Consider the following 13,705-nt stretch of genomic DNA (forward strand, 5'->3'; position numbering starts at 1 on the left):
AGACTTAGTTGCGTTTTGCTCTGAGTCTCAGTTTTTTATTGATTCAGGTTAATTCTTAGATTCTATTACTTCAAAAGAACCTGTAAGACGGATATCCTGTGATGAACTACCTACCATTACTGAGAATGTTCCCGGTTCGACGACAAATTGATTCTGTTTGTTCCATAAACCTAAATCTTGCGGTGTAAGGGTAAAGCTGATTTCTTTTACTTCACCTTGTTTAAGAGAAATCCGGTCGAATCCGCGAAGTACCTTTTCATAAGTAGTTACCGAACTGTAATCATCTCTGATGTATAACTGCACAATCTCATCTCCTTGTTTCTGTCCTATGTTTTTTATTTTGAATGAAATATCAATATTTTGTTGTGTGCCGATTTCAGGTTTACTGATTTTTAAACCGGAATATTCAAATGTAGTATAGCTTAGTCCGTATCCGAATGGAAACAGCGCGCCATCGACACGTACTCTTCCCTTTGAATCTGCACCCGGTTTGAACGGGAATGCATATGGAATCTGCCCTACCGATTTAGGAAATGTTACGGCTAGTTTACCTCCGGGATTGTAATCGCCGAAAAGGACTTGTGATACGGCATTGCCCATAAATTCGCCGGGAAACCATCCATGAACTATCGCCGGGATATACTTTGTCGCCCAGTTAATAGTCGCAGCACGTCCATCGATAAGTAATAACACAACCGGCTTTCCTGTGGCATATACAGCCTGTAAAAGTGCCTCTTGTCTGCCAGGTAAATTGAGTTGAGAACGTGAAAATTCCTCTCTCACTGTTTTTTCATTTCCTCCAAGTACGACGATAGCCACATCTGCACTTTTAGCCAATGCGACAGCTTCTTCTATCATACTCTGTTCTTCTGTATCCAGAGGTACACTGTAAAGTTCGCTGTCGGGAAAATTCCCATCTATAATGTTGCAGCCTTTGGCATATGTCACATTTGCCTTAGGCAGATATTCTTTTATTCCCTGATATACACTCTTTATCGGTGCATTAGCGGGACCATATCTGCAAATAAGCTCTTTTACTTCGTCAGCATTTGGTCCGATAACAGCAATATTTTTCAGGTACTTAGATAATGGAAGAATGCCATTGTCATTTTTTAGCAAAACAATAGATTCCAAAGCAGCTTGTAGAGATAATGCCTGATGTTCTTTACTATGCACTATATTATTCACTGTCTTTGTATTTCCTTTGTACGGGTTATCAAATAAGCCTAACAGGAATTTTACTTTTAGTACCTCCTTAACTCTTTTATTTATAGTTTCCATAGATACTAATCCTTCCGCGATAGCTTGTCTGAGTGGTAAAATAAAATCTTGAGGAGGAGTAAAGTGCGTCCTGATATTCATACCCGCAGATATAGCTAACGCCGCAGCCTCTTTTTGATTTTTTACAACATGGTGTTTACTATGAAGAAATTCTACTGCTTCGCTATCAGATACGACATACCCTTTAAATCCCCATTCTTGACGCAGTATTTCTGTCAGGAAGTGATAACTACCTGTTATCGGCTCTCCGTCATAATCGTTATATGAACTCATCACGCCTAGAGCTCCGGCTTCAACAAAAGCTTTCCGGAAAGGTTCGAGAAATAAAGTCCGCATTTCTCGTGGAGCCACGTGTGGATCGGTACGGGTACCTTCATCCCTCCCGCCTACAGGGACACTATATATAGCAAAATGCTTTGGTGTTGCTACCAATCCGTTCGACTGCAACCCTTCTATCATTTGTTTACCTAATGTTCCGGTCAAATAAGGATCTTCGCTGTAACATTCAACAACACGTCCCCAGCGGGGATCTCGTGAAATATCGAGGATAGGGGAATATATATTTGTATATCCTAATGCTATCGCTTCTTTTGCTGTTACATCGGCTATCTGCCGGATCAAACGGGGATTCCACGTTGCCCCTTGCCCACACTGCGCAGGGAACATTGTCGCACGATTATGACATAGACCTCTTATACCTTCATTGGTATAATCTACCGGAATTCCCAATCGGGTTTCTTCTACAAACCAACGTTGTATGGCCTGTCTGTTTTCTATACTTTTTTCGTAAGGAAAAGATATTTGCGAACCAAATTTACCTAATCCGTTCGCTTGTTCATCGATGTTTCCTATCCCATCTTTCCAGACCTCGTTTTTCCATTCCGGGGTAGGGGATATATCTTTCAATACTCTACCCGAACCGTAAAGTGTAGCTAACTGACATGTTTTCTCATCCAATGTCATTTGAGAAAGCAAATCTTCTACTCTTCTGTCAATATTGGCTGCCGGATCTTCGTAGATATCTTTTTTTCCGTCCTTGTTGAAATCTATCCATCCGTTTTTATAAATGGGTTGAGATTCTTGTGCCTGTGTAAATAATGATATGCCGCAACATATAATTAGGGATAGTAATGTCTTTTTTCTGTTTATCATAGTTTAATCTTATTTGTATATCTATTAGAGTTTATATTTAATAAAAGATTATTCTATTTATTTACAGGTGTTTATACATAGTTGATTTTTTAACCACAGAGTTGCACCGAGTTAAATATCACGGAGTTACACCGTGAACCATAACTCCGTAAACTCTGTGGTTAATTGTTTGTTTATGAAATCCATAAATCTTTATTCTATATAATATCTATTATAGTTCTATTGCTCAAATATATAACTTTATTTGGTATATTCAGCCTCCTTCTTTACTTTTTCCTCAGGGCAACCGTATCAAAATTTTGACCCCTACCGGAATAAACAGTCATCAGTGAACAGTAAACAACTGGCTACTAACTACTCCCTAAAAAACATATCCCTTAAGGCTTATTTATAAGCTCCTTTTCTTATATTTTCAGGGGTTGATTTATTTGCTTTCAATAGCTTCAATCCTTCTAAAATAGTCTTATCGTCGCGTTGAAACAACGGATAGAAACCATCGTCTCCAAAGAAATTTTTAACTATCAATGCTTCTATCTGGTTCTGCATTAACTTTCTAGCTTCCTCTATCAAATATGGTTGGCGACGGATACCTTTAGAATAGACATATTCTACAAAATTATCAACAAGGGGTTGATTCGCAAGAAATTTTGCCATTTCCTGCCATGTTTTGATGCTACTTAATCTAGCTCTGTTATTCTCCGTAAACACATAAGCATACTCCCTCAATAGTCCTTTATTAGCAACCCTTATATAATAGGAATTTACTCCGGCAGTATCACGTGGCACAAAAATATCAGACAAAATTCCATCATTACCATACACAGGGCGTCCTCCCAGTGTGTGAAACAATGGCAGATTATCGAACTTTATACTGTCTTTATTATCAAACTCGCCCCGATTATAACGATTATACAAATCCAAATTATAGTCATCACGATTTCCTCTTTCATAAGCTTTCTGTATATTTCTTCCCGAAGCAGTATAATATCTCGCTATCGTAAGACGTAACTCCGAGCCATCTTTAAATCTGTAGGGCGCTTGCACCAAACCTTTTCCGAAAGAACGACGCCCGACAATCAGCCCTCTGTCATTATCTTGAATGGCTCCTGCAAATATCTCGCTGGAAGAGGCGCTACCTTCATCTACCAAAACTACCAGTTGATTGGTTTTACATGTTCCGGTATTATCAGCAAAAAAATTCTCCCGTGGAGATGTCCGCCCTTCGGTATATACTATAAGGTCTCCATTCGACAAAAATTCATTCGTCATCCTCAAGGCTGCTTCCAGATATCCTCCACTATTCTGCTGAAGGTCTACAATAAAAGAGGTACAACCCTGGCTCTTTAGTTTAGCTATAGCTGCAATGAACTCATTGAATGTATTTCCTCCAAATTTGCTTATTTTTATATATCCATTCTTATCATCCAGCATATATGCTACATCCACGCTTTTTACAGGTACATCAGCTCTTGTAACAACGAAAGGAATCAGTCCTTTCTGTCCTTTTCTTCTTACATCCAATTTGATTTTAGTACCCTTCGGTCCCTTCAGCGTACTGAGAATCTTATTTTCATTCAATTGCTTTCCTGAGAACAATGTATCATTTACAGATACGATTCTATCGCCAGCCTGAATACCAACAGCTTCGGAAGGTCCTCCCGGCACGGCATTTACGACAGTTAATGTATCGTTCAATATAAGAAATTCGACACCGATCCCGCTAAAGTGGCCATCAAGCTCACCTCCGCGTTGTTCCACTACTTTCGCCGGTATATAATCGGAATGGGGATCAAGCCCCATCAATACTGAAGGAATGGCCTCTTCTACCATATCATCTATATTCACCGTATCCACATACGCCTTGCTGACATAATCGAATATCAGATCCAGTTTATTCTTCCCTCCGAACCAACCATGCGTATTGTTAAATATAGAAAACGCATTTCCTATAAAAATACCCACAGCAATACTTACCGCTATGCATAACGGCAACCATATGTATATTTTTTTATTCCCAGATGGTTTGTTTTCCTTGTGCGCTTCTCTGATTGTGTCTTGCGCTTTTTGAATCTCCTTCTCGTCTTCCATCTATTGCTCCGATTCTTCTGTGTTTGTAATTATATCTATATATACAACTTCTACTCCTGCCCTTTCCAGCAATGAAGCTCCGTCTGTACGTCTATATTTTTGAGTATAAACAACTCTTTTTATTCCGGCCTGTATAATAAGCTTGGCACATTCTATGCACGGAGATGTTGTTACATACATTGTAGCTCCCATACTACTGTTGTGAGAACAAGCAACTTTTGTTATAGCATTAGCTTCGGCATGCAGAACATATGGTTTTGTCTCATTATTTTCATCTTCACAGACATTTTCAAATCCTGACGGAGTTCCGTTATAGCCATCCGATATGATCATCTTATCTTTTACAATAAGAGCTCCGACCTTTCTACGTTTACAGTACGAATTTTCCGCCCAAATGGTCGCCATACGCATATAACGCTCGTCCAACAACCTTTGTTTTTCGACCTCCATTTTTTCCCTTTATTTTTCGTCCACAAAGATAATGAAAAGTTCACGAATCAAACTATTTACTTCATTTTTATATACTCCTATTGGGATAAAGAAATATTGGTGTAAATTTGCAGTCAATATACGATAATAGGATTTATAAAAATATGGAAAACTATAAATTTAAAGCACACCCTTGGCATGGTATAAAAGCCGGAGACAAAGCTCCTGAGTTAGTAAACTGTTTCATCGAAATTGTACCGACAGATACAGTTAAATATGAAGTGGACAAGGAAACCGGCTATCTGAGCATAGACAGGCCTCAAAAATACTCTAATATAATTCCCGCCCTTTATGGATTTATACCACAAACATATAGTGGCGACAGGGTGGCTGAACTCACAAATCTTGAGTTGGGCAGAACAGACATAGAAGGGGACAATGACCCTGTGGATATCTGTGTTCTTACCGAAAAGGATATTACCCACGGAGATATAATTGTAAAAGCCCGCCCTATCGGAGGATTCCGTCTTCTGGATCATAACAAGGCTGATGACAAACTCATCGCAGTACTGGAAAACGATGCTATATACAGTACTTTCAATAGTATTAACGATGTTCCGGCTACCGTAATTGACAGGCTGAAACATTACTTCACTACATATAAGGATATACCGGGAGATAAATTTCCACGCTGTATACTTACCGAGATATACGATGTAGCTACTGCGCATGAGATCATACGCAGGTCTATTGAAGACTATCAGATATATATGGATGGTAAATAAAAAGAGGCTCCATGCGATGTTATTTCTCTCATTTGTATTGATACTGGTAATAAGCTCCGGTTTTCTATATGCATATATAGAGGCCCGAAATATCAAGTTAAAAGAAATGACTTTTTCGAGCAATAATATACCGGATGCTTTCAATGGTAAAAAGATCGTCTTTATTTCAGATATACATGCAGGAAAATATTTTGCAGGAGAGGATGTGGCCGAACTCGTAAGAAGAATAAACGAAAGAAATCCGGATATTATTCTGCTTGGGGGAGACAATACTGTTAAAGACACAGCTTATTCTGCCCCCTTTTTTAAAGAAATAACCAAGCTAAAAAGTAAGTATGGAGTATTTTCTGTATTAGGGAATCACGACTATTGGGAAGATCCGCAACTTATACAAGAAGGATTGATTAATTGTGGGTTCAATATTTGCGACAACCAATCATATTGGATAAAAGAAGGGAATGATAGTATAAAAATAGGTGGTGTAGGAGAATTCTGGGAAGATATTCAAATCATCGAAAATACTACGAAGGATGTGAAACAAAATGATTTTTGCATCCTTCTATCGCACAATCCTGATTATATGGAAATACTCGATACCAACAAGATAGACCTTATGCTATCGGGGCATACGCATGGTGGGCAGGTAACTCTCTTCGGATTCTATGCACCTGTCATGCCAAGTACATGGCATCCGGAATATTTGCAAACCGGACAAAAATACCGCTACGGATGGAAAGAAAAAAATGGCACAAAACTTTATGTAACGACAGGGATCGGTATGGGTAAGTTTCCTTTTCGTTTTTTTGCCCAACCTGAGATAGTCGAGATTACATTGAAAAAAGAATAATATGAATCAGTAGTAAGTAGTAAGTAGTGTACTGGAAATAATTGAATTTTTAAATTTTTAAATTTTTAAATCTTGAATTATCTTTCTCGACAAGTTTCAATCACATTTATCAATCGATTCAACGACTCCATCTCGTAACGGACATTATTCCGCATATTATTAATATCCAATTTATTAACCACCCTTTGCGTCTGTCCGTAACGCTTCGTATACGATTTTCCGACAAGCCTGTAAATACTGTCCAAATCCTTTGCCGGATGCACTCTCTCCTCAGCATTAATAGTATACGGGTCGAATCCAAGTCGTTCCCTGATAAAACGGCCTGTCAGACGTTTATCTATTTTTACGTAATGATTTGTTTCTCCGAGAAACCAAGCTTCTATTTCATGAACTGCTATAATAATATCAAAATACTGCGATTCGCTTTTTAACTTGTGAGGCATAAAGCGTAGACCTTTTTCTAATTTTTTCAGTTCTTCAATAGGTATAGGATATAAATCGCGAAGGCCTATAATCATCTCATATCCCCTGCTACGCAGATTCACAATATTTTCTATTATCTCAGATTTAACCCTGTTATCTGCTCCACAATCGAAGATCAATATTTCATACTTCGGATTGCGGGAGAATGAAGAGTTTCGTACAATCTCCTGTTTAGGGATATTTACCCCCCCACGAAACTGTTTCTGTATAATATTTATTTGCTGTGTTCCGAGGATCTCCTTTATCAAGCGATTCACAAAGATCTGCTCAGTCTGTCCTTCAACAAAGAAAGCAATTCGTCGTCTCATCAATTATTCTCATCATTAATGATCCCAAAACCCTCTTTATAAAAATCGGTAGCGAGAAAATCGAAGTTATTTAATCCGGTATATTTAAAATCGTCAAATATCTCTTTCGAATTTTGATAGTCATAAAATATAGATCTACTACGATCGCGGCTTATTACCGACCAATATTTTAACGATATCTGATTCATTACATGTCTATCATTAGAGGTCATAAAGAATTGCATATTTGAATTATTTATTTTCTTTATAACCATATCTATTATCATCTGGGATCTATCAAAATCAAGCCCTTCACCCATATCATCGATAAGCATACATAGCGATAAGTTGCTCATACGGGCGTAACAAAGCATAATAAATAAGGATAAAGCACGAAACATCCCTTGCGACATATCGCGTTGATATACAGCATATTCTCCATTCTCTTCTATAAAAAGACTATAACCTTCGGCTGTCTCCCGAATATCAATATCTGAAATAGAGTATCCAAGCTCGTTCATACCTGCTTTTATTTCCGAAGTAAAACCTTCTCCAAATAGTTTCCTGCCTTTAAAGAAAGTATGCACAGGCTCTATATCCTGAGGGTCTTCTGTGGCCTGAGTATAGTCTTTAACCAGTTGGTTTTTCTCCACCTGGCTTGCAAACATATGATTTCTGAGAGATCGCCCCCACAAAACAAGATCCGGATAGTAAACGTTACCTTCAGTGTCGGACAAGGCTATTGCCAGCTCATTATCTCCAACTTCAGATAAGACTTTTTGTTTCTCCGCATCTATAAAAATCTTCTTATTCCTGTCCAGTATAACCTTATCATTATATGACAAAATCTCTTCTGTTACTATCTTATCCTTAAATGCGAATATATATTTATAGGAATAATTCTCATTTTTAAATATGAGTTCGTAGTACCCCGAGGGGCTGATTGCCTGCTTAAGATTAATTCTGCCGGCAAGAAGGTTGGCTATCTCCCGGATAACGTTCAAGGTGCGGCTTTTGCCCGAAGCATTTTTTCCTACCAGAAGATTCATGTTTCCAAAATAGGCATAATCATCATCTCGCCCGATAATACTCCATTCTCTGGGCTCGCCGGTATACCGCGTATATTTCAATGCACTTAATATCATATCTGCTTTAGAAAAGATAATTTACACCAAATATACAGCTTTTATAAATCAGTTGAATATTAATAAATACTTTTTTTGGAGTGTTTTGCCGAAGTACAAAAACGAGAAATAGGGTGTGTCAAAAGATAAAACTCCCGTCATTGCGAGGGCGAACCCAATTTTTTGGGCACAATGTGTATATGACCTTTTGACACACCCTATTTCATATTATAGTTTATAATAACTTAGAATATTATTTATTTTCGACTTTTAGGAGGTTTACCCGCTTTGGGCTTCGGTTTGTTCGCTGCTACTTTTTGCTTTCCAACTCTCAATCCGCTAGCTGGTTTTCCTTTTGTTTTCGGTTTACTTTTTTTAGCTGGATTTTCCGTTGTATCCGGAGTTTGCTTTGGTTTATCTGTTTTCTTTGTCGATTTTGAAATACTGTTGGCCTTACGGTAATCTTTTTTCAGATCCGATTTTTCAAGAGCTTTATTAAAACTTTTATTACTATTTGAAGGTTTTTTGGATTGTGCTGTCTTTTCCGAATCTTCAAGCATATCAAATAAGCCTTCCAGTTCCGGATCTGTAAGGTTCCTCCAGTTTCCTTGTCCGAGATTGCCCAGTTTAATATTCATTATCTGTATACGTTCCAGTTTTAATACTTCGTAATTGAAATATTCACACATGCGTCTGATCTGCCTGTTCAAACCCTGAATAAGCGATATTTGAAACATATAAGGGTTAATTTCCACAATCTCGCACTTGCGAGTGACCCTGTCCAAGATAGGAACACCCTGCGCCATACGAGTCAGAAACTCTTTTGTAATGGGCTTATTTACCTTTACTAAATAATCTTTTTTGTGGTTGTTTCCGGCTCTTAATATTTTATTTACAATATCACCGTCATTGGTCAACAGAATTAATCCTTGAGAATCTTTATCCAAACGTCCGATGGGAAATATACGTTGTTCATGCCTGATAAAATTGATAATGTTATCTTTTTCCAGAGTATCAGTCGTACTTACAATGCCTACGGGCTTGTTGAAAGCAATATATACAGGTTCAATATCATTTATTATAAGCTCTCCGTTTACTTTTACTTTTTGTCCGGGAAGAACCCGCATTCCTACTGAAGCCCGTCTTCCATTGACGGTCACTTTCCCTTCTTCTATAAACCGGTCAGCGTCGCGGCGGGAACAAAATCCTGAATTGCTGATATATTTGTTTAATCGGTATTCCATTTATTCATTTTATTTAAAGATACAAAGATCATAATTTTTTGAGTATTTTATTCGTGTTACTTCATTAATATTCATATTCTTTTGTTGCGACAGTATTAGATCATCTCTTTTGTTCTGATATATTGCCGGTGGACACAACGATTATATTACTTGAAGTGATAGCGTTAATAATGTTGTATGTCTTGTAAAAAACTGATACCTTTGAGTTAAAATATTTAATTAATCCTATGAAATATAAATCGATTATGGCATTAGTTTGTGGTGCGACTATGATGGCCTGTAATTCGGCAGACAAGAAGGCCGATGCGGAGAAAGATGCACCTGTAATTGGGAAGACAACGATCAAGGTTGAAAATGGTATAATGACTCCGGAAGCTCTTTATAGCTTTGGGCGTTTGTCCGACATTCAGGTTTCACCTGATAAGTCTAAAATTTTATATGGTGTGACGTATGTCAGCATAGAGCAGAATAAGACAAATCGAGAATTATTTACCATGAATGTAGATGGCTCGGATAAAAAACAAATAACACAGACGGCCAAAAGCGAGAATAACGCTGTGTGGATAAAAGGCGGTTCTAAGATTGCATTTTTGAGTAGCGAAAGTGGTTCGTCTCAGATATGGGAAATGAATCCGGATGGAACAAACCGTAAACAAATAAGTGAAATAGAGGGCGATATAAATGGTTTTACTTATTCTCCGGATGAGAAAAAGATCATGTATATAAAGAATGTAAAATTCGGAGAACGTACAGTAGACCGTTACAAAGACCTGCCAAAAGCCTCGGGACGTATTATCGATGATCTAATGTACAAACATTGGTCTGAATGGATTGAAGAAATACCTCATACATTTGTTGCTGACTGTAATGGTGAGAAAATGTCAGAAGGCGTTGATATTTTGGGTGGAGAGCCATTTGAATGTCCTATGCTTCCATTTGGTGGTACGGAACAACTGGCATGGAGCCCCGACAGTAAATCAATTGCATATACGTGTCGTAAAAAGAAAGGAATAGAATATGCATTATCTACCAATTCTGATATTTACCTCTATAATATAGATAGCAAAGAGACTACAAACCTGACTGAAGGTATGATGGGATATGATACGAATCCTGTTTTCTCTCCTGATGGCAAGTCTATTGCATGGCAAAGTATGGAGCGCGACGGATACGAGGCTGATAAGAACAGAATGTTTGTTATGAATCTGGCTACTAATGAGAAAACATATGTAACCGGCGATTTCGATTATAATACAGATTATTTGGCATGGAATGACAATCAGACTATTTATTTCATAGCTTGTGTAGAGGCTAAAACTCATCTTTTTAAAGCTAATGTTGATACAAAGGAAATTAGCCCGATTACAAAAGGAGAATATGATTATGAAGCGTTTGGCATTGCTGATGGTAAATTAATAGCTTTGCGTCATTCTTTATCTAAACCGAATGAGATATATTCGGTAAACCTTGCTGATGGCGAAGCTACGGAACTCAGCTTTGAGAACAAAGATATTCTGGATCAGATTACAATGGGTAAAGTAGAAGAACGTTGGATACCGACTACGGATGGAAAACAAATGCTTACATGGGTGGTATATCCACCGAATTTCGATCCGAATAAAAAATATCCGGCGCTGCTTTATTGTCAGGGAGGTCCGCAAAGTACAGTAAGCCAGTTCTGGTCATACCGTTGGAATCTTCAAATAATGGCAGCAAACGGATACATTATCGTTGCCCCTAACCGTAGAGGATTACCGGGCTTCGGTCAGGAATGGCTCGAACAGATCAGTGGCGATTATGGTGGTCAAAATATGAAAGATTATTTATCGGCTATCGATGCTATAGCTAAAGAACCTTTTGTAAATGCTGATAAGTTGGGATGTACAGGTGCCAGCTATGGCGGATTCTCCGTTTATTGGCTGGCCGGTAATCACAACAAGCGCTTCAAGGCTTTCTTTGCTCATGCCGGCATTTTTAATTTCGAGGCTCAATATTTGGAAACAGAAGAAATGTGGTTTGCAAATTGGGATTTAGGTGGCTCATATTGGGACAGGAATAATTCTATAGCTCAACGTTCGTTTGCCAACTCTCCCCATAAGTTTGTAGATAAATGGGATACTCCTGTAATGATCAGCCATGGAGAGTTGGATTACCGTATTTTGGCATCACAGGGAATGATGGCTTTCAATGCTGCCAAATTGAGAGGTATTCCTGCACGGATGCTCATTTACCCGAACGAAAACCATTGGATAGCACAACCGCAGAATGGTGTATTATTCCAAAGGGAGTTTTTCCGTTGGTTTGATGAATATTTGAAGTAAAATAAATAATAAAAAAGTGCTGAAGAGGGTGTGTCAAAAGGTCTTTTGGCACATCCTCTATAATTATAGAGGTAATAAAAGGGATTAAAAAAACATCTTAGAATAAAAATTTCATTCCATATAGCTCTAGCAAACCTTTAAAAGTCTGTCTAACCTTAGTAGTATATCTCAGACATCTGATATACGTTAATCTCTATGTATAATACCCCGTTCTTATCTGAAAAAGATACTTTGTTTTCTCTCGACAACCAGCCCAATGCCAGTAAAATATAGTATTCTTTGTAATTTGTAAGCTCAATAATTTCTTTCAGCGAAAGTTTACCCTTCTCAAACAATAACCTCCAGATGGCACCGGCATTGATTCCTATATCATTCTTTAACATAATAATAAATTTTATAGTTTGTGAAATAATTTAAATCTTTTTGATCTTGAGAAAATCCAAGTGTCATTCGATATTCATAATTTCATATCGTATCAGTTACTAAATATAACTATTATTTTCGTAATGAACTAATTTTAGTTTGTTTACCTATAAAAAGAATATATAATATTTAGAAAATATTATAGAAATCGGATTTTATACATATCCCTATTCGGATATTCATCGCGTATTTGTTATAGTCCATCAGGCTTTCGCCGTATCCTTGAAAAAATCTGGCAAATACGTATTGATTTGATTTTTGTGAAACCCTGAATGCAGCAGTCATTGTCGTATTTACATTACCAAAGCCTTTTCTGGGATTAAAGTCGGCAGACAACCACCACTTTTGTTTATCACTAACGTAATTGAGCGATATATACCCTAGTCCCCTATAATCCAAAAGGTCTTTGTTGTTGCCGCCATCTACATATGGTGCCCAAAATTCCCCAGCGATATTGAATCTGGCATTGAAAAAATATTTCATCGATACACTTAAATAGTTCCAACTTCGAGACTCTAGCCCGTCGCGACCATTCGATTCGTGCTTGATCTGAGCAAATGCCGCACCTACTAATCTGTTTTGATGAAATATATATTTACCTAAACCTATTCCCGGGTTATAGTTGGTATCCCTAAAAGGGCTGGATTCGGCATATATATCCCAAAATGATCTTTGTGTATATGTCAGATATGCAAATGTTTTGAAAGGAAGAACACTTTTGGTTAGCCGCTGTCTTATGCTTATCTGAAATGTGGCATCAGCTGATTCATTCGTTATTTTTTGATTCAAGGGTACCCCAGTAACAAAATAAGAGTCTTTGTACACAGCAAATGCGGGCAATTTATCGGCTAGCTTTATTGCATCTTTTTCTGATATCTTAAAATGTCTTGGCTTGAAGATATGAGGATCTTGCATTGCTTCGTCGTATTCTTGGCGCAGAGAGTCATTTGTCTTGTATATAAAGTCTTCCTGAGCTGATATTCCTGTAGCTAATGCTAATAGGATTAATAAAGATGAGATTTTTAACATCTTAGTTGAAAATTAAAGTTTAATTAAACTATTAACCTGAGTTCCGTTTAAGAAAATCAATAAGAAAGTTGGTAAGTAAGAAATAATTTTGTATCTTTATAGTTGATAATCAATAAATTAAACAAATATATGAGCTTACTTACCAACGATAAAATTACGGAAATTTTCTGTGCGGCAGACGAATTTTGTAAAGAATATTCACAAGTTATTAA

The 13,705-nt window shown here is 37.5% G+C and carries 11 protein-coding genes; 3 read left to right on the forward strand and 8 right to left on the reverse strand.

The window, feature by feature from the left end:
- Window positions 1-48: 48 nt before the first annotated feature.
- From ACYPZI_RS08610 to ACYPZI_RS08620, 3 genes are all read right to left on the reverse strand, one after another.
- On the reverse strand, window positions 49-2,433 hold the full coding sequence (locus ACYPZI_RS08610; protein ID WP_459600612.1) for a glycoside hydrolase family 3 N-terminal domain-containing protein: 2,385 nt from the start codon (window positions 2,431-2,433) through the stop codon (window positions 49-51).
- Window positions 2,434-2,817: 384 nt separating this feature from the next.
- Complete coding sequence (locus tag ACYPZI_RS08615) at window positions 2,818-4,521, reverse strand: S41 family peptidase (RefSeq protein ID WP_459600614.1); 1,704 nt, start codon at window positions 4,519-4,521, stop codon at window positions 2,818-2,820.
- Window positions 4,522-4,971 (reverse strand): deoxycytidylate deaminase, encoded by a 450-nt coding sequence (locus ACYPZI_RS08620; RefSeq protein WP_459600616.1) that lies wholly within the window; start codon window positions 4,969-4,971, stop codon window positions 4,522-4,524.
- Between the two features lie 143 nt (window positions 4,972-5,114).
- Here ACYPZI_RS08620 and ACYPZI_RS08625 point away from each other — a divergent pair, with 143 nt between their 5' ends.
- Together ACYPZI_RS08625 and ACYPZI_RS08630 are read left to right on the forward strand one after the other, a co-directional pair.
- Complete coding sequence (locus tag ACYPZI_RS08625; protein ID WP_459600618.1) at window positions 5,115-5,735, forward strand: inorganic pyrophosphatase; 621 nt, start codon at window positions 5,115-5,117, stop codon at window positions 5,733-5,735.
- 16 nt (window positions 5,736-5,751) lie between these two features.
- Entirely contained in the window at window positions 5,752-6,582 is an 831-nt protein-coding gene (locus ACYPZI_RS08630; RefSeq protein WP_459600621.1) for a metallophosphoesterase, read from the forward strand.
- A gap of 77 nt (window positions 6,583-6,659) precedes the next feature.
- Here ACYPZI_RS08630 and ACYPZI_RS08635 read toward each other — a convergent pair whose 3' ends face one another.
- The 3 genes from ACYPZI_RS08635 to rluF all read right to left on the reverse strand — a co-directional run bounded on the left by ACYPZI_RS08635 (window position 6,660) and on the right by rluF (window position 9,720).
- Window positions 6,660-7,373, reverse strand: coding sequence for a DUF4276 family protein (locus ACYPZI_RS08635; protein WP_459600623.1), 714 nt, complete (start codon window positions 7,371-7,373; stop codon window positions 6,660-6,662).
- Entirely contained in the window at window positions 7,373-8,497 is a 1,125-nt protein-coding gene (locus ACYPZI_RS08640) for an AAA family ATPase (RefSeq protein WP_459600625.1), read from the reverse strand. The genes ACYPZI_RS08635 and ACYPZI_RS08640 overlap by 1 nt, the downstream gene beginning before the upstream one ends.
- 236 nt (window positions 8,498-8,733) lie before the next feature.
- Window positions 8,734-9,720: a 23S rRNA pseudouridine(2604) synthase RluF gene (gene rluF, locus ACYPZI_RS08645; protein ID WP_459600627.1), complete on the reverse strand. Its 987-nt coding sequence runs from the start codon at window positions 9,718-9,720 to the stop codon at window positions 8,734-8,736.
- A gap of 245 nt (window positions 9,721-9,965) precedes the next feature.
- On the opposite strand from rluF, the gene ACYPZI_RS08650 reads away from it, so the two are divergent.
- Window positions 9,966-12,041 carry a dipeptidyl-peptidase Dpp5 gene (locus ACYPZI_RS08650; RefSeq protein WP_459600629.1) on the forward strand — a complete coding sequence of 692 codons (2,076 nt, stop codon included), beginning with the start codon at window positions 9,966-9,968 and terminating at the stop codon, window positions 12,039-12,041.
- Between the two features lie 155 nt (window positions 12,042-12,196).
- Here the strand turns inward: ACYPZI_RS08650 and ACYPZI_RS08655 are convergent, their stop codons facing one another.
- On the reverse strand, window positions 12,197-12,424 hold the full coding sequence (locus tag ACYPZI_RS08655) for a winged helix-turn-helix domain-containing protein (RefSeq protein WP_459600631.1): 228 nt from the start codon (window positions 12,422-12,424) through the stop codon (window positions 12,197-12,199).
- 169 nt (window positions 12,425-12,593) lie between these two features.
- On the reverse strand, window positions 12,594-13,493 hold the full coding sequence (locus tag ACYPZI_RS08660) for a phospholipase A (RefSeq protein ID WP_459600633.1): 900 nt from the start codon (window positions 13,491-13,493) through the stop codon (window positions 12,594-12,596).
- Between the last annotated feature and the right edge of the window lie 212 nt (window positions 13,494-13,705).

The organism is Dysgonomonas reticulitermitis (genome assembly GCF_054601275.1).